We start from the raw sequence: 21,631 nt of genomic DNA on the forward strand, positions 1-21,631 counted from the left end.
CCAGCGCGTACTCGACAAAGGACACAGGGACCGAATAGTACCAGCCTCACCTCACGCATGCCTTCTCCTTTTTCCCTGCCTGGCACTTTGTTCTTTGGCCTGCCTTTGATGGCGGCGGCGGCTTTCATGGCGGCGGATCTGCTGTACTTTCACCACACGCGCGAGCTGAGCCGGAATGATCTGGTGCTGGTGACGGGCACGGTGGAGCGCACGGCCTATGCGCCGGCGCCGGAGCGGGGCTGGTCGCGCAGCACGCCGGAGCCGCATGTGGATGTGTGGCTGGCGGGCCGGGAGCATCCTTTTCGCTTCGTCGGTGCTGCGTGGCAGAGCCTCGCCAGCCTGCCCCACGGCGCGCCTTTGACGCTGGGGATGGCCCCGGATGCGATGCAGAAGCCGCTGAAGCCGGGCTTTCTCTTCCCCGCCCCGTTTTACCGGCCGCTGACGGTGCAGCTGCAGAACGGCTGGCGGGATGTGCGCCTGGCTTATGAAAACCGTGTGGCGAGATCGAACCTGTGGATCATGCCCTGGCTGAGCCCGCTGCTGGCGCTGCTGGGCTTTCTCCTGAGCACGCGCCGCTGCATCGGCTGGATGGCGGCCCGCTCCAGCCGCCGCTTTGCGCCGACACGCAGGCCTTTCAAAGAACGCCTGAGCCTGCGCCTGCTGAAGGATGACAGCCGCAAGTAGGAAATGCCAGATGCTGGTTCCCGGCATGGCCATTTCCAAAACTCATTTCCTTTCCCCATGGCGGCTGTTTTTTTTGCGCGAACGAAGAGCCCCGTGCTTCCTTTTTTTTCGCTAAAATATAGCCACGAAGGAAACGCCCGCGGCGGCTGGCCGATGGAGCACCGCCAGCCCTGCCTGCTGGAAGCAGCAAGGGCAATCCTGCCCGTGAATGGCGCGCGCTTTGCGGGCAGATCGCCCGCGCCACCCCGGCTCAGCTCAGCGCAGCGGCAGCACCCGGCGAGAGTGAAAGCCCTCGGCTGCTTTCTCCGGGGTTCGCACCCAGGAAGTGTGAAAGCAGCCGGGGACTTCGACCGGCTCAGGCGGCGGACTTGAGGACGAAGGATTCGACGACCTGCCAGTTTTTCGGTCCCGCATAGACGACCTTGCCTTCGATGTCGGCGCTTTCCAGCAGCCGCACCTGGACGGCACGCCATTCCGGCGCCTGCGGGTGGGGTTCGCCGATGTGGGGTGGGGACTTGAGGACGAGGGGTTCGGAGGAGGGTTTCATACGGCTTCTTTTTGCACACCTTATCTAATCTGCATCACCCGGGCACTCAATAAGCTTTTCACTTATTGCGCCCTAAACCTTTAAACCGGGGGCAGCGGCCGGGATGTGGCACCAGCGCAACGGGGTGCGAGGGTGGCTTTTGACATCAGGCCTTTGAGGGCGGAGATGCGGCGGATGAATTTTCCTTTGTGGCCGGAGTGGAATTCTGCCGCCTGATGTTCTGCTCCGAAATTCCTGCATTTTATGGCGCGTCGAAAAAAAGCGCAGAAGGAAAGAGCTGATTGCCCGTTTTATTGTTTGTTATTAGTCTTTTGCTCCTGATGTACCAGGCGTTTGATTCTTCCATTTAATCAGATGTCGTAAACTTGAGGATGATTATGAAACCGTCTAATGATGCAAACACGATACCTGAAGCCTCTGCGCCCGGCCCTTTTCAGCCAAGGCTGCTGGCGGCGCGGCTGTGGGTGTTTTTGAAGGTGATGATCGTGTGGGTGTTTGATCTTTTGAGCTGGATGTGGCTGCTGCGCATTCCGCTGCTGGGCATCTGCATCCTGCAGCTGCTGGCATGCATGAACCGGGTGAATCTGATCCGAGGTGCGTTTGAGGCGAAGAGCGCGATGACGATGTTTTGGATGAGCTTCATCGTGTACTTTTTCGTGTGGGCGATGCGGATGGTCTGCTGCCTGACGGTGCGCTATGGACCGCAGCGCTTTGATGTCTCCTACCTGAAGGCGCCGGCGTTTCTGCCGGCCATGACGGTGAATGGGCCGGGTGTTTTTCTCTGGTCTCTGGTGGGTGTTTACCCGCTGTATGTGTGCTGGCAGGTGGGCTACGAGGATGCGCCGGGAGGGCCGCCGGCGGGCTGGGCCTGGTGGGCGCCGTGGCTGGCGATGCTGGCGGGCTGGGCGGTGGCCTACGTGCTCTATGCGGCGGTGGTGCTGCTGCAGCGGGTGGGGCAGGTGAAAACGCCGCCACGGCCCAAAGGAGCGCGGGCGGTCGAGGAGCTGGAGGGGGAGGTGTTTGACCTGTGGCTGCCGGGCGAGCACCTGAAGGCCCTTTACAAGCGGGCGAAGGACTACACGCTGGAGGATCCGCCGAAGTGGCTGAATGTGCTGATGGACGTGTGCCTGTGGATCCTCAACCTGATCCCGCCGGAGTTTGGCCGCGGCCTGCTGTATTATGACAAGGACAACAAGGTCACTGCGGTGGCGCCCGGGATCATCGCGGCGATGGCGGCGGGTTTGGTAGGAGCGCTTATCTTCTGGTGGTTCCATGGCTATGTGGTGTGGATGCGGGATCCGCCGCCGGCGGTTTTTTATGTGGTCTGGCTGCTGGCGGTGCTCTGCTGGCAGTTCGGGTTTGTGGCGTTTATGCTGGACCGCTGGCGGCTGCCGAGCGTGTGCATTTTCATCGGCTTCTTTTGCTGGCTGGGGCACACCAACACGACGGACTACACCTTTGTGGTGCAGCGTACGAAGGCTGAGCCGCCACGGGCCGGAAAAATCCTCAAACGCCAGATCGAGCAGGCAATGGCAAAAACGAAGGAAGGTGAAAAGACGAAGCCGCGCATCATCCTGGTGGCGGCGGAGGGCGGCGGCATACACTCGGGCACGTGGGTGACGCATGTGCTGGGGAAGCTGGCGCAGATGTACCCTGCCAAGCCGGAGAACCCGCAGGACAATCCGTTCAAGAACTCGATCATCCTCGTCAGCGGTGTGTCCGGCGGCTCCTACGGCCTGATGTACTGGCTGGACAGCTACATGCCTGACTACGATGACGCGCCTGACATCCATGATCCGCACTGGCTCGCCCGCAGCCCGACCAACGGCCCGGTGAAAGGCACGACCACGCCTCCGGTCCCGGTCAAAGAGTTGAAGGAAAGATCTGCCGGACTGGCCGCCATGAGCCCTGCTGAATGGCCGGTGGCAGACCTGGTGAAACGCTTCGGCGCCGAGGTGCACTTCCTGCCGCGCACGCATGCGCAGCGGGACAGTCTCGGCACCACCGTGCAGGGCCTGTTTTTTACGGACCTGTGGGTGAACACGCCGCTGAAGTACTTTCTGGGGGTGGACCGTGGCACCGCCATCCAGGAGCGCTGGGCAGAGAAGCTGAATCCGGAGAGCAAGCAAAGGAGCCTGACCGACTGGCGCCTGAGCGAGTGGGCGGAGCTGGCGGCCAAGGGGAAAATGCCTGCGGCGCTCTTTAACAGCACCAGCCAGGAAACCGGACTGCCGGTGGTCTTCAGCACCAGCTCTTTCAGCAGTCAGGAAGAGGATGAGCGGGAGTTCCGCAACCGGCGTGTCAAAAGCCCGGCGGACCCCAAACTGAAGGCGGAGTGGTGGCTGGACACATCGGTGGCCGCAGCGGTGCGCATGTCATCCTCCTTTCCCTGGGTGCTGCCCATGGCCAGGCCGGACGTGGGCAGGGAGAGCCAGAACGATCCGCTCCCCATCAATGTGCAGCATCTGGCGGATGGCGGATACTATGACAACTTCGGCATGTCTTCACTGAACCGCTGGCTGGACAGCGCCCTGCGCGACTACGAGGCAGACCCGTGCGTGCTCCTGGATGAGCCTTTGGAAATCCTGGTGGTGCAGATCTGGGACGAGCCCACCACGGGGCAGAAGGCGGCCGACACGAGGCCCACAGACCATGGCATGATCTACCAGGGAGGCGGGCCGCTGTTCCTGCTGGTCAACCAGCGCTCCTACTCCCACAGCGTGCGCAATCTGCAGGAGTTCAACCTGCTGCACGACAAATGGGAAAAGGCGGGCGTGGCCAAAATCCACACGGCGTGCTTTGAATTTCCGTATGATGACGCCGCGCTGTCATGGCACCTGACGGACAAACAGCTGCAGCAGATCATCCGCATCCCGCTGACGCTGGAGGAGCAGGAGAACGGCGCCAGTGAACCCCAGTGCCACTGCCTGGTGAATGAGCTGTACCAGAGCCTGGACAGCATCTCCCATGAGCCGATGTGCAGCCAGGGGAGAAACCAGGCCGTGGTGCTGCAGGAATGCCGCGAGAAGCTGATGGAACGGCTGCAAAAGCTGGATGCCGCCACGAAGACCGTCAAAAGATACATCCAGGACGGCACGCTGCCGCCCCCGGAGACGAAGGCGAATTAGGATGCGGCAGATGGATGGTGACCAGGCCTGCGTGAAATCCCGACAATGGTTTGCAGGGCATTCAGATTAGGCAGCATCATCCGTTTATATTTGAGACAAGCATTTAGAAATACTGATAATAACCGCGCATTACTATTTTATCCTTACTCCTAGTTGAATATTGCAATGCAAAAACCATTCCGCTAAAAAACGATGCGTTAATCAAACAATGGTGGGGCGCTCGACAGACCAGGCTGCAGCCACCGCTCCTTCTTTCCACCCCCCTGCCCTCCATGATCCACCGTCTCCACCTCCCTGCCCTGGCGCTGCTGGGCTGCCTCTCTCTCAGTGCATGCAAGCTGCCGGGCACCTTTGTCTCGTATGCGCAGAGGGAGCGCACAAAAACGGGGGAGTACCAAAATGCGACGCAGGATGCAAAGCTCTCTGACGCGCTGGCCTTCAACTACGCCAACAGCGTGGCCTCCATCTTCCAGGCCCGCGCCACGGGGGAGCGCTACAACCGGGCGACTTCAGACACGGCGCTGGCGGGGCTGGCGGCCTTCACGGCGGCCTCCCAGACCTGGACGGTGAGCAAGCACACCCTGGGCGTGCTGGGACTGACGGGCGTGGGCATCCTGGAACTGCGCAAGATCTTTGACTCCAAGGCGCGCGCCACGGCCTACCTGGAGGCCTCCCACCGCATCCGCTACGCGATGAAGGACTTCCGCGCCTACAACCTGAATGCGGAAAATTCGGACCAGCTTTCCCCCAACGGCTGGATTTTGGCCAACGTGACAATGGCGAACATCCAGATCGTGGAAATGCTGCTGGAGGGCCGACTGCCCACTCCGAACGACCTGGAGCAGGCCAGCGAACCCATCACGCCGGAAGGTGCCGGCCTGGGGAAAAACCGCAATCAGGTGCTGAGCAATCTGCCGGCCCCCTCCCTGGTGAGCACGGCCCCCCGCCGCAATGAAGCGGAGGCGCGGCTGATGGCTTCGCAGCTGGAGCTGCTCCGAATGCAAAAGGCCACCGCCGAGGAGATGGAGATTCTGAAAAAACAACTGGCGACGAACAACGAACACCTGCCGAACCTGAAGGAATTCGCGACCTCGATCCGAGAGGTGAATGACGCGGTGAAAAATGCCAGCCCCGAGGAGCAGAACAAGCGGTGGACTGAGGTGGCGAGCGGGGCGGGACTGGCCGGAAAAATCAAGGGCAGCGGCCCGCCACTAAAAGCGGGTGGTCCGGCCACGATCACAGCCGTGGACATTCAGACCTATTACGAACATGGCACGGTGGCTGAACAAAAGGCCCTGGCGGATCGCATCAAAATGTACGCGCCGCCAGCCATCACCCTGCCCCCGCCTGCCACGGGCATGTGACGCCCCCTTCCCCCATGCCGCGTGCGAGTTTCCTCGTTTCTTCATTCCCACCCTGCACCTGACACTGCCCTCTTATGCCTGACATCGCCCCACTCAATCCTGCCGCCTCGCTGCCGGAACTCGACACGGAACTCAATGACTGCGAGGATCTGAACCACGAGGTGCTCAGCCTGGCCCCCATTGCCCTGGGAAATGACCGGATGAACCGGGTGGTGACGCGCATCTCCATGGATGCCGCGAGCCTCCCCGACTTGTTCACGGCGGAGGTTCCCGCTGGCGCACGCCAAAGTGACATTGATGCGGCGACCACCGCGCAGGGGAAGGCGCAGGCGCGGGAGGCCTTCCTGACCTTTGCCACAGGCCTCCTCATCAACAATGATGTGCTGTGCTATGCGGAGGTGGCGATCGGTGCGGACACGAAGGAGATCCTGCTGCTGCGCAAACCACCGCCGGCAGCGGAGCCTGTGCTGCCGCGTACTCCGGCCAAGGAGCAGCCGGAGGCGGTGAATGAAAAGGCCCCGATGCCTGCGGACTCCAGCGCAAAGTTTAAAAAGTTCATGCCGTTCATCTTTCAGTGGGAAGGCGAGACCTATGAGAACGACCCGGATGACCCGGGCGGGGAGACGAAGTTTGGCATCGACAAACGGAGCCATCCGAATGTGGACATCAAAAACCTCACCAAGGAGGTGGCCACGGCCATCTACTGGGAGGAATGGAAGGCCGATGGCTGCACCGGGATGCCCAGCCCCTATGCCGAGGTGTTTTTCAACTGCGCCGTGAACATGGGCCTGGGCCGCGCCAGGCAGTTTGGCGCCGCCTCTCAAGCAGACGCCAACACCTTCATCGGCCTGCAGGAGGCGTTCTACAAGCGACTGGCCCAGCAGCCCAAGCGCGCCAAATACCTCAAAGGCTGGCTGAACCGCACCACGGCGCTGCGCGCCCGCTTTGACATTTACTGAAGCTCATTTGCCGGAGAGCATCCGCGCACCCGCAGAATCGAAACCGAGCAGGATTCGCCCGCCCGCCGCAGCGACTCATTTCAAAATCGAGCATCGAGCATCGAGCATCGAGCATCGAGCATCCAGCATCCAGCATCCCGCATTCAGCCTGCCCTTCGAAGCTCGTGTCCTCCGCAGCTTTAGCAACGTGTCCTCCGTAGCTCGCAAGGCGAAGGAGGAAGGAGAATGAGCGAAGAACGGGCCCTCACGCGTCCTCAAAGTAATCCGAGTCCACCCGCTTGAGCGCGATGGTGCGCACCGTGGACACGCCGACGCCATGCTCGATCATGAGCTCCGCCAGCCGCTGGCCGTTGATGAGGATGATCTTGTGCGTGACTCCCTTCGCGTAATCGAGCGCGTTTTTGTGGAAGTCGCTGGTGGTGATGAAGACGCCCTTCGTCGCATGCTTCCCCGCCAGCGCGCCCACGAAACTCTGGATCGGCTCCCGCCCCACCGTGCTCTGCCAGCGCTTGGCCTGCACATAGATGACGTCCAGCCCGAGGCGGTCCTCGCTGATGATGCCGTCGATGCCGCCGTCGTTCGACTTCTGCGTGACCTGCGCCGCCTCCGCCCGCGAGCCGCCATAGCCCATCGCAAAGAGGAGATCGACCACGAGCTGCTCAAAGCGGTAGGGATCCATGCGCGACATGAGGTCCAGCAGATCGGAAGAAAGCTGCGCACGGAGCTTGAGCTCGGCCTGTTCGATCTGTTCAGTGGGGGTTTGTGAGCTGGGTGAAACCGGCACGGGCTCTGGTGATGTCCCGCTGGTGGGAGCTTTGGTCATCTTTTCCACAAAGCTCGGATACGCCGAGAGCACCTTGCTGTCGATGGCCGCTGGATTCGTGGCGAGGAGTTTTCTTCCCTCCTCGGTGATGCGCAGGTGGCCCTTCTTCGGCTTCTCCACCAGCCCCGCCTGCTGCATGTACCACCCGGCCCAGCCTGCTCGATTGAAGACATACGTCTGCATCCCACTGGGCAACCGCTCCTCCCGCTGCTCCTCCGAAAGCCCCAGCGCATCCGCCGTGAGCGCGCTGTATTCTTTTTGGTGCAGCTCTTTCCCTGCGGCGTCGAGCACGCGCAGGAGTGGCAGCATCATTTCTTGGTAGGTGGGGATGGGCATGGGGGGAGACATGGATGCGCGAACACGTCGAGTAAAGTGGCAGATGGAATGGTAAGCCCAATTTACTTAAGAAAACGGTTTTAGACGCCTACAAAATGGATTTGACGCTCATACTCCGCAGCCGAACATCGGCCCCTACTCCCGCCGCATGCCCGTCGCCAACCTCGCCCAGCGCCAAGAAAATCTCGCTCGTCTATGCAGCGCGCACTCCGCCCATTGTGAGTGTGATGCTGCAAGGGCCGGTGACGCGAAGGCGATGGCAAACAAGCTGCCGCTGAGCCATGCGGCGGGTGAGGACACCATGGTCAGGATTCTCCAGTCAGGAGCCTTGCTCTCGCAGACCGCTGTAGGGCGCGCGCCGGGCGTGGCGGAAGCGGCTCTAGACACGGCAGATGACGTCTTTTTCTACCTCGGGGCGTTTGCCTACCCGGACACCGAGTGCGGCCTTCTCTTCCTGCCTGCCCTTGAGGCAGATCATCAATCCGACGGTGTCTCCACTCCTTTCGACTCCGGAGCGCTCGTGAACAAGGTCAGCCCGCCGTCGGCTTATGCAGGCAATAGGGTCGGCTTCGTGCGCGCTCACGAAATGCCCGTTTCAGCTTATCGGGATCTGCTGGGCCGGGTGATCGCGGATTATGCACGTGCATGCGGGGTTTATCTCCGGGCTCCAGAAGAGTTTAAGTGTGAGTGCGGATTCGTGCGGGAGCATCCCTTTGGGATTACCGGCGGGGACTGGCGCGCAGCCACCTTTGAGGTGCGCATCCCCAGGCAGGTGCCTCTCAGCCACCCGCATCTGCATGCGGTGTTTGTTCGCAACGGGTTTGAGCCGCGTGAACTGGCCCCCCTGCGCCGCGCCGGGGTCAGGATCGAGCGGTTTGAGCCCGACCCGGGGGCAGATTCTTTTGGTGCATTGCGCGAAGCCTGCATTAGCTTTATTCAGGAAAAACTCCTCAAATGACGACACAGACGTTTGACCTCGATGCTTTGGAGATCATCGGCTACGCCAGCAAGCTGGAGACGCCGACGCTTCCTCGTGTGCTGGCCCCGGTTTTCCGCGTGCGTGCGGAGGAGGATTTGATCCTCTTTCCCCCTTTCACGATTCTGGCAGCAGAGGTCTTAAAGGCCCACCAAGGAAACAGAGCTGAGTTTCAGGAGTTCATCGCCAAAGGCAAACTCACGCAGCTACCCACGACTTATCAGGCCAAGGTTCAGCACGATCTCTGGGTCAGTCCTGAGGGAAAGGTGTCCTATGCGCCCAAGGCGGAGGTTAAAAAAGCCTTCGAAGAACTGTATGCGAAGCACCTGAGCCTGGCCGAGGCGAAGCTGGCAGAGAAAGACTTTGAGGCTGCCGCCCGTCACGCTGCCGTGGCCCGGTCAGTCGATCCCGGAAAGCTGGATCCCCTCATCATCCGGGGCTTTACGGAGTTCGCGCTGGAAGACCAGTCCTACTATGAGTTCACCCGGGAACTGGCCGAGAAGATTGTGAAACCGGCTGAGTTTGACCGGTTGGTTCAGGCTCGTATGCAGGAACGCAGTAGAGTTGAGGTGACCCCGGGAAGACAGGCTGTACCTGAACAGTCGGTTCAAGTTCATTTGCAAGACCGTGCCGAGGGCTACTGCATCATTTCTATAATCGCCCGGGATCGAGGTGCACAGGTCATGGACGGCGCGATTAATAGAAGAACGCGTTACCACATTCCCACTGCCGTCCGCCCTGCGACATTCCTCCCTGTTACCGCTGGCTTTAGATGAGCTTTCAACCTCGCATCTTCACTTTTTACAGCTACAAGGGTGGCGTGGGGCGCAGCATGGCGCTGTTGAACATGGCCTACTACCTGCAGGCGCGGGGAAGGCATGTGCTGATCGTTGATCTCGATCTGGAGGCTCCCGGTGCCAGCGGTTTTTTGCATCGCTCCGAAGAACTGCTGCCCCGGGAGAGCACGGGAGATGTAGTGGACGTGCTTGCGGCAGTGGTCGGCGCCGTGAAGCAGGCATCATCCGCCGGGACGGAGTCGCAGTTGCCAGATCTACAGTTGAAGGATTACCTTCGCTCGGTGGACCCCGATGAGTACGCCACCGCCGTGCACCCGAAGGCACCGCGCGCACGGTTGGATGTGCTGGGGGCGGAGCAGGAGCAGGACTACACCGCAAGGTTCAGTGCCTTGGAGTTGTCCAGCCTTTCTGCCCAACAAGTCGGCGATGCCAGCGACCTGCTGCGAGGCCTGCTCATCCAGCACATCTTTCCCTTCCCGCAGCCTTGGCAGGAAGAAGGCGCAGCGCCTGAGCCCACACACTACGACTACATCCTGGTGGACAGCCGCACGGGGCTCAGCGAGATCGGCGGCCTGTGCATCGGCCCTCTGTCTGATCGCCTCATCGTGCTCTGCGGCCTCAATGATCAAAACATCGAGGGTACCCGGCAATTCATGAAAGTCGTGGGTCTGAAGCCCAAGGTCCGCCCGGCCGATGCCGAGGCTTTTGATGATGCTGATCTCCCAGCCGAAGACGGCCAGCGCCCTGCCACTCTAGGCCCCAAGCCCACCCTCCTAGTGGCCTCTCCCGTGCCCGGCGGTGAGATGATGTATAAAAAGGAGCGCATGAAGGTGCTGGAGAAGCAGCTCGGCATGACTCCTGTGAAGCTCTCCTACCACCCGCACATGGCACTCATGGAGACCCTCTTTGTCCGCGATCATGCGGATGAGTACCTCGCCCTCGAATACGCCACACTGGCAGAGCGGCTGATGAGCATGGTGGGAGACACTGTGCAGCAGTTGATGGCCCCCATCCAACGTCTTCTGGCCAGCCGTCCAAGCGTGGGGGAAACAAAATCCACGAGCACCGTGTCAGGAGCCGCGCAGCCCATGGCGGAACCTATGCTTCGGCTGCTCGCCCCCCGCACCAGCAAGAAGAAAGAGGAGAAACCGGATGCAGAAGATCTGCTGAAGCGTCTAGCCCGCAGCGCTCTCGCCGGTGGTCAGAATGACTTTGGCCTGCTCCCTTTAATGATCAGTCGTCTTGATCTGCCAGCCGAAGCCCGGGCCAAAATCTGGCAGCTACTGATCAATCTGGCACCAACGGATGAGCTGGCAGCCCAGCGATGGCTCGATTGGGCGGATGACATGGATACGGAGATCGTCCGGAAAACTGGGAATCCTGCGGACTTCCAAGCCATAGAAGACAAATACCAGAAAGCTGTAACGCTAAGTCCTCAGTTCCATCAGGCATTTAGCAACTGGGGCGTCGCTCTCTCGCAGTGGGCGGTTTCCAAAGTAGATGCGGAGGCGTGCATTTTGTTTGCCCAGGCTTGTGAGAAGTACCAGCAGGCAGCGGCGATACAGCCAAATAACCACGTAACAATTCATAATTGGGCCCTCGCCCTCTCACATTGGGCCAAAACGGAAGCCGGAGTGGAGGCTGACGCGTTGTTGGCGCTGGCTTGTAAGAGGTATCAGCAGGCGGCGGCCATTCAGCCGAGGGACTACGATACGCTTCATAACTGGGGCACAGCTCTCTCGCATTGGGCAAATACAAAACAGGGGGCGGAGGCTGAAACCTTGTTTGCCCAAGCTTGTGAAAAGTACCAGTTGGCGGCTGCTATTCAGCCTAGGGACCATGACACGTTCTATAATTGGGGCCTCGCTCTCAACGGGTGGGCAAATACCAAAGAAGGGAAAGAGGCTGAAACCTTGTTTACCCAGACTTGTGAGAAGTACCAGCTGGCTGAGGCTATTCAGCCGAGGGACTACGATACGCTTCATAACTGGGGCACAGCTCTCTCGCATTGGGCAAATACAAAACAGGGGGCGGAGGCTGAAACCTTGTTTGCCCAAGCTTGTGAGAAGTATCAGCAGGCAGAAACCATTCAACCAAGGAGGCATGAGGCGCTTCACAACTGGGGCTCAACCCTCACTGATTGGGCCAAAACCAAAAAGTCCCACGAGGCTGAAGCATTGTATGTCCAAGCCTGTGAGAAGTTCCAGAAGGCGGCATCTTCTCAACCAAATAACCATGCAACGCTTTATAACTGGGGCACAGCCCTCTTAACTTTGGCAAATACCAAATCAGGGGTGGAGGCTGGCGAATTATTTGCCCAAGCTGGAGGAAAGTTCCAGCAGGCGGCAGCGATCCTACCGAACGACCATGTAACGCTTCACAACTGGGGCGTATCTCTTTTGAACTGGGCTAAAATCCCAAAAAACAAGGAGGCTGACACCTTGTTTGCCCAAGCTGGTGAGAAGTTCCATCTGGCGATAGCTTCCCAAACGAACAATTTTGTAACCCTTCGCACTTGGGGCAATGCCCTTTTGCAGTGGGCCAAAACCAAACAAGGAGCAGAGGCTGATGCCTTGTTTGTCCAGGCTGGTGAGAAGTTTGAAAAGTTGGTGCTCATTCAGCCAGATGACCGATCAGCGCTTTACAATCTTGGATGCATCGCCGCGCTGCGCGGCAAGGTGGAAGAAGCCGTAACGGCGCTCGAAAAATGGAAGACCTCTGATCCTGAAGCCAGCAAAGCCAAGCTGGATGAAGACACCGATTTTAACCTCATTCGGAATGACCCGCGCTTTCAGGCGCTTCGGGATGGTCTGGCGGGCTGAGGGCGAACTGTGTTGTAACTGAAATATCCTGTCTCTGCGGCAACAGTGGCTTGCCAAACATGAGGCGAAACCGATTCCCGGGATGGAGTTGTTCGATGAGTTTCCTGGATTCCACGCGCTCGTTAACCGTTGATCCGACTGCAAATGCGCCGCTGCTCCACAGAGAGGGTGTCTCCGGTGATGGCGGTGGGACAACCGGTGCGGAAGTCGAATTCGTATGGGTCGAGTGGATGGTCATTCAAGGGCGGAGTCGGAAGAGTCTCGTTTGACAATGTACGCCTGGCGGGTGTCAATCATGCTTGCTGTTTTTCAAGCGAGCATGGGACGTGCCATAGGGTGAGGGGGACGCCATGCAACCGGTCGCGGGAGAAATGACCGCTTGCATGGGCTTTTTTGACGGTTCGGCTCGTCGGAACGTCTGGATAAGCCAAACAAGGCCAGAAAAGGACTCGAAAGGACTCAAACAGACTGTAAAGTTGAAGTTGCTTACCCCGAACCCGACACCCGAACTGAATCCCACCCTTGGATGCCCATGACCAGCGAGGAGATCATCACCCCATCAGGAATCAAAGTGGCCGCTCGCGGGCAGATGCTGCAGCGGCGGTTGCGGAGTTCGCGCGTCGCTGCCGAGACCTTGACGCAGGAACAGGCGCACGCACAGATGCGGCGGAATGGTTCGGTTTCCAGTCCCAATCCCTATTATCGTGGGCCCGAGAAACGGGGTGGCTCCTTGACTCGGCTGAGTTCGAACGGCTGACCTCGCATCTGTAACGGTACGAGGGTGGCACGGAACATCTGGTGATGTTTCGCCGCGAAGAGGGACGGGTGATCAAGGTGACGAAGAATGCGCCGTGCTTCGGGCTGCGGGGCGATTTGCAGGACTACCTGCGCAACATCCAGTGGGCCAACCTGCTGTTTGATGACGACATCCAGCTGGCGGGTGTTCTTGAGCTGGAGGGGCTGGCGATGATGGTGATCACTCAGCCGTTCATTGTGGGACGGAATCCCACGGATGCTGAGGTGGCAGAGTGGTTCACGGCGCAGGGCTTCGTGAAAAGCGGACACCTGAAGTGGCGGCACCCGCTGTCTAAGTGCGAGATCGCGGATGCGCATTCGGGGAATTTTATCGTGGATGAGGAGCTGGTGATGATGCCTATCGACCTGCAGATTCTGCACCCTGGCATCGATGTGCTGGGGGATGAGCCGCCCGCAGGGAGGGATGTGTGCTCTGTGAGCCTGCCTGCGAGCTGTGGTGCCAAGCCTGCCACCTGAGACCGGCTTTTCTGGTGATCTTGACCTGCTGAGGGAGCACTCAAACGATGGGCAACCGTATTTTCCCTCGGTAAAATGAGTTTTACGGAGAGGACCGCGCACAAAGCTGCAGAATGGTCACTGGTGATGAGCAAATCTGCCCCGCAAGGATTCGAACCTTGATGGACAATCGTTTGACGCTGGGAAAGCGCGACGAGTCTCTATGGCTACAACATCCGCCAATCCACCTTCGCGGCCTCGGTCGCGGTCATGCCTTGCTGCTTCAGTACACGGGCCAGGAGGCGAGCGTCGAGGTCGTCTTGCTGGACGGGGGTGAGGGCGGCCCATTGCTTGGTCACGCCGTGGCGGGAGCGGCAGAGGCAGTCGTAGCGGGCGAGGGCTTCGACGAGGGCGGTGGCGCTTTTATACCCTAATTCATTGGCCCTGAGTTCGAGAGCATCGGCAAGGGAATGACTGAGACGGAAGGTTTTGGTTCTGGAGGCGGCCATAGGAGTTATTCACATTGGTTGTAATACAGGCACGGTGTTGCGTCATGCGGTTTTAAGCGGCATTTTGTTCGCATGAACAGCTTTTATACATTCGGCGCGGGCGAAACTTTCGGCGTGGCCCGGCGGGCAGCGAAGGGAAATGGCGGGGGTGCCGGGTGGTCGGAGCCGCAGCGGGATGCGGCGGCGGGCCTGGGCGGCAATTCGGCGGGCAAGATGGGGCGGGGCATTCTGCCGCACTTAAGAGGTGGAATCGGGCACGATAAAATATTCTGCGGGCGTGTGGCATATTTTTTCTTTTTGGCAGGTTCGACTGAATCTTTTTTTAGCCCGGTTTTGACTCCGGCGCTCCGGGCGGCACGGGGGCGCGGTCGCGGGAGGCTTTCACGGATGTTGGGGCGGTTTCTTGGGTATTTATTCACACTTTTTTCTTATCGTATCTTCGTATAAATCTATGATATTTTAGATGGATTGACGCCAGCATTTTACTTTTCACCATGCTCATATGAAGACAATTTTACCCTCTTCTATTTCAAAGATGCTGACTTCTGGCAGTTTTCGACCTAGGCAGATGAAGGAGAGGCATCTCCACCATCCATGCCAGGAGCTGCTCAGGCGCCGGGCCGATGCGGCTGTGCGCGGCGGGCTCTCTGAAGGGCAGCGCGTGCGCGGCATGGCGGCTGGGGTGCTCTTTGAGGGGTTGTCTTCCGCTGCTGAGGTGCGCGCTGACGGGTTCGCCGACGTGTCTCCGCACAGGCCGTGGGTGGGTGCTGCCGGCTGTGCAGATGGGCGCGGGGCCGGGCGCTGGCATAGGGACTGCCCTGCGGGCGCGGCTTCCTCAGTTTCTGCCATGGCCTCTTCCCTTCCCTGCTCGCTCTCTGAGCCGCCCGGGGCCGGGGGCCATCGCCGCATGGCGAAGGGCTGGGCGGGCGTGGTCTGCGCTGCCTGGGCGTGCTGCGGGGCTGCCCTGCCCTATTTGCCCTCCGCGCGGCGCGGGGCCGGGGGCCGGGGTGCGGCGATGGACGGGAGGGAGGGGCGCAGGCGGATCACTTTTTCGGCTTTGCCGCGCTGCGGGCCTTCGTGGGGCTTTGCGTAGCCTCGCTGAGGGCGGCTTCGTACAGGGCGCGGATGTACTCGGCCTTGCTGGTGTAGCCTTTCTGCACGGCGAGCCGGGCGAGAGCTTCGTCTTTCTCGGCACTGATGTAGGCGCCTGCCAGCTTGGTTCCGATTTGTCTTTGGTTCGGCATACTTATGAAAAACAGGGAAAAACGAGTCGAGGGTGATTAACACCTAGAATCACCCACCCATGGTTTAATTCAACAGATTTTAATTTGACGGGTGATTATCACCCGTGCAGAATGGGTGATTATCACCCGCAGCAAGGAACAGCAATGAAACTAGCAGGAGCATACATCAACGATGACACGTACGGGCGGCTGGTGGCCCTGGCGGCGGCGAACAATCGCACGCTGGCTGGCCAGTGCCGGCACCTTTTTGACCGCGCGCTGCGGGGCGAGCTGCAGGTGCCGGAAGGCCCGGGCACGCTGCCCCCGCCGCAGCACGAGCCGCTGAATCACGCGGCGGGAATGGCGAAGGCGGCTGCGGCGAAACCCTGGCAGCCCTCGGTGAAGCCAGCGCCGGTGGCCGAAAAGCAGCCGCTGCGGGCGGTGCCCCGCGCCCTGGCCGCGCTAAACGCGGGAGCGAAGCCGGGATCTCCGGCGAATCCGCAGCCGAATGCCGCTGCGGATGCCAGCGCCGGGGGAAATCCGCAGCCAGGGGTGAATGGCGCGCTGAATTCACCAGCGGTGGCGATGGCAAAAGTGAATCCGCAGCTCGCAGCCAATGTCGCGCTGTATCCGCAGCTGGTAGCAAATACCACGCAGAATCCGCTGGCAGTCGCGGGCAAGGGTTTGAATCCGCTGCCGATGGCCGATGCGAGGCTGGCCGGTGCGGCGGCGGCAATGACCGAGGCGGTGCCCCACGGGGCGGCGCTGCGCGGATGTGAGAATGTGCCAGTGGCTGGTGTGGACGTGGAAATGGGCAAGCCGGTGGGGATCGGCGTGATGTGTGCCACGTCCGCCTTGTGGCCAGCCACTGGCCAGTCTCTCCCCGTGCGGTCTGCTTTCTACACCCGGCCTGGCGGAGGCGATGAAGAGGGCAATGGAGACGAGGACGGCGAGGAAGACGGTGAAGAGGACGGCGAAGAAGTCGGGGACGACGCCCGCCGCAACGATGACGCGAGCTTTTTTCAAACGAACCCCATGCCAATGCCCATGCCAATGCCCATGCCGAACCCAAACACGAAGACGAAGACGAATCCAACTGCGAACACGAACACGAGCCTGAACCCGAACCACCCACCACCACCATGCCTGCACCCCAAGCCAAGCCCCCTGCCCCGCACCGCGCCACGAGACCCAGCGGCGCACGAACCCCGAAACGCAGCACGGAGGATGCCGCAATGATGTCAAAGCACTCGCTCCCGGAGCTGCTGCAAAAGTCCGCGCAGGCGCTGCCACCGCAGCGGCCGGGGCGCTTCCGCCCGCTGCTGCCGCTCTTCATGGCCATGGCGGAGAAAGGCCACACGGCGGGCAGCATGGCGGACTTCCTCATCGAGCAGCGCGAGGTGCTGCCCGTGCAGCGCCGCAATGCCGCCAAAAGCATCCGCAATCTCCTCGCCCGCCACTGCTCATGACCTACGCCGTTTCTTTGATGATCGTGCTGCTGGCCGCGGCGCTGCTGGCCCTGGGCTGGCGCGCCTGGCAGAACCACCTGGAGATCACCCGACTTCGTCGGAACGGCCACCGCCGCGTGGCCTTCCGCCAGTATCGCCGCGGGGCGGTGCACCCGGACTTCCTGCGCGGACTCGCGGAGCTGCTCGTGCTTCTCCTCCTCCTGGGCGCCGTGCTAGGCTGGCTGGGCGCAGCGGACCCGCCGGGCTGGTGATCTAAAAGCGTTTTTATACATACCATTTTGTGCTATCTTCTACCGTCTAGCGACGGGGGAAGCATGCGTGGGCCATGACTGAGCTGGCGGGCAATGACTAGTGAGGGAAATCCGAATGACGAATGAATGTCCAAATCCAAACGCTGCGTCCATCGCGGCACCCCTGCGGGGGATGGGCGCGCCGCCCGTCGCTCTGCGGTTTGCGCGGAAGCTGGGCCGGCGGTTTGTTGCTCTGTGGTTTGCGCAGAGGATGGGCGGGCGGTTTGTTGCTCTGCGGCCTGCGCAGAGGATGGGCGGGAGGCCCGTCAAGGAGCTGCGGGGCCGTGCCACCCAGCGCTGTTCCGTAGTACCGCCTTTAGGCGGCTCTGGGGCGCAGGCCGCAAACGGACCGCTACCAGATCCAGAACCGCCTAAAGGCGGTACTACAAAAGGTGCTCTCAGAACTTCGCCGCGATGGGAGCTTCGCGATGCCCGACGCCGCACCTTCCAGCACTCCAGCATTGATTCGCTGCGCTCACCCTGCGGGCTCACTTCGTTTGTCTATCTCGCTTCGCTCGGTGCCACCCCAGCAGTCATCCTGAAATTCTGCCATCCTGTTAATCCTGTCCATCGACACCGCTCCGCACCCGCTTCGTGCCTGCAGTACGCCATGATCAAGGACGAATCCCAGAGCCAACTCACTGAACACTGACACCACCATGAAAACACACGACATCGACGTCCTTCTCCACGTGATCAAACCGGACGGTCACGGCAGCAATCCGCTGGCCACGGAGCTGCACCGGCTGGCCTGCGCGCTGCAGGAGCAGACGGACAAGGTGCACGCCGCGCTGGACACCGTGCGCAATCCCAAGTTCAAGGGCGATGTGGCCGGCGAGCTGGCCCCCTGGCCGGGTCATTTCCCATTGGAGCTGGATCACTCCGACGACAGCCTCAATGACATCCTCGTTCGCGGTCAGTCCGTGAGCGAGCACCTGGCCCCCGGCCTGTGGGACGAGGCGGAGGCCTATGTGCAGGAGCGCTTCGGCGCGGAGCTCAGCGAGAGCACGCGCCGCGTGATCGCCCGCATGGATGCGGCGGACCTCCGCAGCGCCCGCGCCGCGTGAGGCTGGGTCATTGGCTGGTATCTTCTTTCTTTTTCTACCATGTTTTGCCAGATGAGAGCGCCCAATGCATGCGAAGGCGGAGGCCACGCCGCAGCCGCCGCTGGCCGTGCGCCGCCCCCACGTAGGACAGGCGTCCCGCCCGTCAGCTGTCCGGGGCCTCCGGCCTCGGTGTGGCGCGGGCAGGAGGCACGCTTTCCCAAGACAAGCAGAACACCAATGATCCGCAGCGCGGCACCGCCTGCACGGAGCAAAGGCGTCCCGCTTGTGGGAGTACTGCGGCTTGCTCGTAGAAAAGGCGTCTCGCCTGTCGGAGCGTTGCGGCTTGCCTGGAGGATGGACCTTCGTCTTGTCAGGGAGCTGCGGCACCGTGCCACCCAGCGCTGTTCCGTAGTTCCGCCTTTAGGCGGTTCTGGAACGCGCGGCCCACACCGCTCGCAGCCGGAACCCGAACCGCCTAAAGGCGGAACTACAATACGTGGTCTCCGGACTCCGCCGCAGCGGGAGCTTCGCGATGCTCGATGCTCGTGCGCGTCATTCGTCATTCGTCATTCGTCATTCGTCATTCGTCATTCAAGCCCCAGCGACGCGGCAGGATCGAGGACGAGTAGGAGAACGAGGACGAATCCCAAACCACCACTGACCGCGCACTCACTCCACCACTCCACCTCCCCCCGCTGATCGTCTCCTCAAGCCGCATGAACTCCAAGCCCCCGAATCCCAACGACACCAGCTCCGACACCACGACCACGGCCTCTGCCACGCAGGCGGCTTCCACGGCGGTTCGAAAGGTGATCGTGCTGCCGGATCACGACGGCAGCTTTGCACCCACGGGCGCGGAGTGGCGGGGCATCACCTGGCTGGATGTGCCGGGGCACGACGTGCACATCAAGAAGCTGAACTTTGCCCTGCTGAAGCGCGGCAAGCTTGACCGCTACAAAGAGTGCGCCGGACTGCACGGCGCGGCCCTGCGCCAGCGGCTGCATGACATCAGCGAGCGCAATCGCGACAACAGCCGCAAGCGCCAGGAAGAGACCCGCCTGCGCCGCAAATCCACCCCGCGCCCCAAGCCGCCATGAAGACATGCGATCCGAACAGGGATGGCCGCAAAGAGGCGCAAAAAAGTGGCAAAAAGGGACTGGGAAACCGGGGCCTGCAGGGTGCTCCCGTGCACTGCGGCAATGGTGCACCGCGCTCTGCGGAGATGGCGGACAGGCCACATCGAGTCTGTTCGACCTCTGATGCCCATTTCGCCCATGGCTCAAACCAACCGCATGCGCCGCGAATCTCCCGCCACGGGCCCAAGCCACCCGCCTGCACGCGGAAACGCCACCTCTCCACCTCTCCACCTCTCCACCTCTCCACCTCTCCACCTCTCCACCTCTCCACCTCTCCACCTCGCAGCCTCGCAGCCTCGCACCGCATTCCGCATTCCGCATTCCGCATTCGTCATTCCGCCGCCTGACCCACCCCTGATGCCAGAATCCACCATGTTCTCCCACTTCCCCCTACCCATCCCCTTCCCATGAGCGTTCGCATGATCGAAAGCATCAAACGCCTGCGCGTGACGCCCACGCAGAAGCTGGTGCTGTTTTGCCTGGCCGACTGCCACAATGGCGACACGGAACGGTGCGATCCCTCCTACGCGCACATCATGCAGATCACCGGCCTGTCCAACCGCGCAGTGGCCACGGCGCTGCAGGCGCTGCGCGACGCCCGCGTGCTGCAGTTCGACAGTCGCAACGGCTGGCGCACGAGCTACCAGATCACCCCGCAGGGATTTGATGCCGCAAATTCTGCATCGGCGTCTTCAGCAGGATCGCCTGCCGGAGTGCCTACTGGTGCTGCATCGGCGTCTTCAGCAGTTGCCGCTCGCTCGGTTTCACCCTCGGCAGCGCATGCGATTTCACCCGCTGCATCTATTGCAGCTTCGGCAGCACCGACACCACCGCCGCCGCCCATGATGGCCGCCACGTTTGCGGGCGGTGAACAGGCTGCGACGCACCCTGTGAACGTGGTTCACAACCAAGGGCGCGCCACCCATGCACGTGCCGCCACTACTTGTGAGCATGGTTCACAGCCACCTATGAACGTCCTTCACAGCCTAGAGCACACCACCTGTGAACCAGCTGCCGCTCCTTGTGAACGTGCTTCACAGCCCCCTGTGAACGTCCTTCACAGCCACGACCGCTCCACCTGTGAACCTGCTGCCGCACCCTGTGAACGTGGTTCACTGCCGCCTGTGAACGCGCTTCACAGCCATGGCAGCGCCTCAAGTGAACCTGCTGCGCAAACCTGTGAACCTGGCTCACGGCCACCTGTGAGGGAGGTTCACATAAACCGGAAGGTATCGGAAGGAACCGGAAGTACGGGCGGCAGGCCGCCCCGGACTGACTCCCTCTCCGAGATGGCAGCACCTGCTGCCCCGGCGGCTGCGGTGGAGCCGCCGCCGCAAAACCTGAAAACCCGCCGTGAGGACTGGCGGGACTGGCACCGCCAGCAGGCCCGAAGGGCCAATGCGGTGAGCGCCCCGCTGCACGCTCCGCCCGAGTTTGCGGAATCGTGGACGCGCTACCGCGACTACCGCACCCGCCGCGCCACGGAGGCGCGCATCTCCTCCGAGGCCGTGGCCTGGACGCTCGATGCCGCCGAGGCCGCCCTGCGCCTGTGCGAGCGCCACGCCGCCACCCATGGCTGGTCCGCCGTGGCCGCCCAGGTGGATGCCGCCATCCACGCCCGCTGGCAGGGCCTGCATTTTCAAAACTCCACCCCTCACCCATCCAAATCCCATGCCCATGGCCACAACCGCCCCAGTCCAACTCCCGTGCGCAGCGACAGCGCCAACGCCCCCGGCCGGTATGCGTGAAGCCGCCTTCACCGCCTCCCGGCCGCTGGCATGCAGCGCATCCGCCTTCCCGCAAGTTCATCGCGGTTCGCAGACTCATGTCCGCATGGCGAGCTGTTTCTTGCTCGAGGACCGTGGGCTTCCTTCTTCGCTAAAGCTACAAAGGACACGTCGACGGCGGCGGGCTGAGGACAGCCCGCCCCACCTGCCCTGGGCATGCGAACGCCCGGCGCGAGGCAGGGCTCTTGGTCCTCCAAGCGCCGTCGAGCGTCTCCACGCTCGCTCTCCGGCAATCCGTCTTGGAAAACACCGCGCCACCCAGCACGCACGTGCCACCCAGCGCACGTATTGTAGTACCGCCTTTAGGCGGAATCTGGGAGCGCCTTCGCGGATCGCCGCGCCGCGCATTCCAGAACCGGCTGCTGCGAAGCCGCGAAGCAAACGCGGCACTACGGAACAGCCCTGGATACACGGAGGCATTGGCGCTGCCAAACGCTGCTCGCACCAGCGCAGTCTCGCCGCCCAGCACCTGCCCGCCACCCAG

At 61.4% G+C, this 21,631-nt stretch carries 18 protein-coding genes and 1 pseudogene; 15 read left to right on the plus strand and 4 right to left on the minus strand.

Annotated elements, in window-relative coordinates:
- The first annotated feature begins 57 nt into the window (after positions 1–57).
- A complete protein-coding gene (locus tag AC24GY_RS25020; RefSeq protein WP_487688551.1) occupies positions 58–684 on the plus strand; it encodes a hypothetical protein in 627 nt (208 codons plus the stop codon).
- A 355-nt stretch (positions 685–1,039) separates the two neighbouring features.
- Here AC24GY_RS25020 and AC24GY_RS25025 read toward each other — a convergent pair whose 3' ends face one another.
- Positions 1,040–1,231, minus strand: coding sequence for a hypothetical protein (locus AC24GY_RS25025; protein ID WP_422321205.1), 192 nt, complete (start codon positions 1,229–1,231; stop codon positions 1,040–1,042).
- A 377-nt stretch (positions 1,232–1,608) separates the two neighbouring features.
- Between AC24GY_RS25025 and AC24GY_RS25030 the strand changes: the two genes are divergently transcribed.
- The 3 genes from AC24GY_RS25030 to AC24GY_RS25040 all read left to right on the plus strand — a co-directional run bounded on the left by AC24GY_RS25030 (position 1,609) and on the right by AC24GY_RS25040 (position 6,682).
- Positions 1,609–4,359, plus strand: coding sequence for a hypothetical protein (locus AC24GY_RS25030; RefSeq protein WP_487688553.1), 2,751 nt, complete (start codon positions 1,609–1,611; stop codon positions 4,357–4,359).
- Between the two features lie 272 nt (positions 4,360–4,631).
- Entirely contained in the window at positions 4,632–5,723 is a 1,092-nt protein-coding gene (locus AC24GY_RS25035) for a hypothetical protein (protein WP_487688556.1), read from the plus strand.
- Positions 5,724–5,797: 74 nt separating this feature from the next.
- Positions 5,798–6,682, plus strand: a complete 885-nt coding sequence (locus tag AC24GY_RS25040) for a glycosyl hydrolase 108 family protein (protein ID WP_487688558.1) — start codon at positions 5,798–5,800, stop codon at positions 6,680–6,682.
- 244 nt (positions 6,683–6,926) lie between these two features.
- On the opposite strand, the gene AC24GY_RS25045 is transcribed toward AC24GY_RS25040, so the two are convergent.
- Complete coding sequence (locus tag AC24GY_RS25045; RefSeq protein WP_487688561.1) at positions 6,927–7,853, minus strand: restriction endonuclease; 927 nt, start codon at positions 7,851–7,853, stop codon at positions 6,927–6,929.
- A gap of 136 nt (positions 7,854–7,989) precedes the next feature.
- On the opposite strand from AC24GY_RS25045, the gene AC24GY_RS25050 reads away from it, so the two are divergent.
- From AC24GY_RS25050 to AC24GY_RS25065, 4 genes and pseudogenes are all read left to right on the plus strand, one after another.
- Entirely contained in the window at positions 7,990–8,799 is an 810-nt protein-coding gene (locus AC24GY_RS25050) for a hypothetical protein (protein WP_487688563.1), read from the plus strand.
- Positions 8,796–9,593: a hypothetical protein gene (locus AC24GY_RS25055; protein WP_487688565.1), complete on the plus strand. Its 798-nt coding sequence runs from the start codon at positions 8,796–8,798 to the stop codon at positions 9,591–9,593. The genes AC24GY_RS25050 and AC24GY_RS25055 overlap by 4 nt, the downstream gene beginning before the upstream one ends.
- Before the next feature lie 56 nt (positions 9,594–9,649).
- Positions 9,650–12,436, plus strand: a complete 2,787-nt coding sequence (locus AC24GY_RS25060; protein ID WP_487688750.1) for a TPR end-of-group domain-containing protein — start codon at positions 9,650–9,652, stop codon at positions 12,434–12,436.
- A gap of 792 nt (positions 12,437–13,228) precedes the next feature.
- Positions 13,229–13,708 (plus strand): annotated as a pseudogene (locus AC24GY_RS25065) (putative polyvalent protein kinase domain-containing protein); the annotation flags it as partial.
- Between the two features lie 206 nt (positions 13,709–13,914).
- Here AC24GY_RS25065 and AC24GY_RS25070 read toward each other — a convergent pair.
- Entirely contained in the window at positions 13,915–14,196 is a 282-nt protein-coding gene (locus AC24GY_RS25070; RefSeq protein ID WP_461528324.1) for a hypothetical protein, read from the minus strand.
- A 72-nt stretch (positions 14,197–14,268) separates the two neighbouring features.
- Here AC24GY_RS25070 and AC24GY_RS25075 point away from each other — a divergent pair, with 72 nt between their 5' ends.
- The gene (locus AC24GY_RS25075; RefSeq protein ID WP_487688568.1) at positions 14,269–14,643 is read left to right on the plus strand and encodes a hypothetical protein; all 375 of its coding nucleotides are present in this window, start codon (positions 14,269–14,271) and stop codon (positions 14,641–14,643) included.
- A 596-nt stretch (positions 14,644–15,239) separates the two neighbouring features.
- Here AC24GY_RS25075 and AC24GY_RS25080 read toward each other — a convergent pair.
- Positions 15,240–15,440 carry a hypothetical protein gene (locus AC24GY_RS25080; protein WP_487688571.1) on the minus strand — a complete coding sequence of 67 codons (201 nt, stop codon included), beginning with the start codon at positions 15,438–15,440 and terminating at the stop codon, positions 15,240–15,242.
- A 144-nt stretch (positions 15,441–15,584) separates the two neighbouring features.
- Here AC24GY_RS25080 and AC24GY_RS25085 point away from each other — a divergent pair, with 144 nt between their 5' ends.
- The 6 genes from AC24GY_RS25085 (at position 15,585) to AC24GY_RS25110 (ending at position 21,108) form a co-directional block, all read left to right on the plus strand.
- Positions 15,585–16,658 (plus strand): hypothetical protein, encoded by a 1,074-nt coding sequence (locus AC24GY_RS25085; protein WP_487688574.1) that lies wholly within the window; start codon positions 15,585–15,587, stop codon positions 16,656–16,658.
- A complete protein-coding gene (locus AC24GY_RS25090; RefSeq protein ID WP_487688577.1) occupies positions 16,655–16,888 on the plus strand; it encodes a hypothetical protein in 234 nt (77 codons plus the stop codon). The genes AC24GY_RS25085 and AC24GY_RS25090 overlap by 4 nt, the downstream gene beginning before the upstream one ends.
- On the plus strand, positions 16,885–17,139 hold the full coding sequence (locus AC24GY_RS25095) for a hypothetical protein (RefSeq protein WP_487688580.1): 255 nt from the start codon (positions 16,885–16,887) through the stop codon (positions 17,137–17,139). The genes AC24GY_RS25090 and AC24GY_RS25095 overlap by 4 nt, the downstream gene beginning before the upstream one ends.
- 698 nt (positions 17,140–17,837) lie before the next feature.
- Complete coding sequence (locus tag AC24GY_RS25100) at positions 17,838–18,245, plus strand: hypothetical protein (RefSeq protein WP_487688582.1); 408 nt, start codon at positions 17,838–17,840, stop codon at positions 18,243–18,245.
- 695 nt (positions 18,246–18,940) lie between these two features.
- Positions 18,941–19,321: a hypothetical protein gene (locus AC24GY_RS25105; protein ID WP_487688585.1), complete on the plus strand. Its 381-nt coding sequence runs from the start codon at positions 18,941–18,943 to the stop codon at positions 19,319–19,321.
- A gap of 446 nt (positions 19,322–19,767) precedes the next feature.
- Positions 19,768–21,108: a helix-turn-helix domain-containing protein gene (locus tag AC24GY_RS25110; protein ID WP_487688587.1), complete on the plus strand. Its 1,341-nt coding sequence runs from the start codon at positions 19,768–19,770 to the stop codon at positions 21,106–21,108.
- Positions 21,109–21,631 lie beyond the last annotated feature (523 nt).

It is taken from the genome of Prosthecobacter sp. Pr1 (assembly GCF_057652315.1).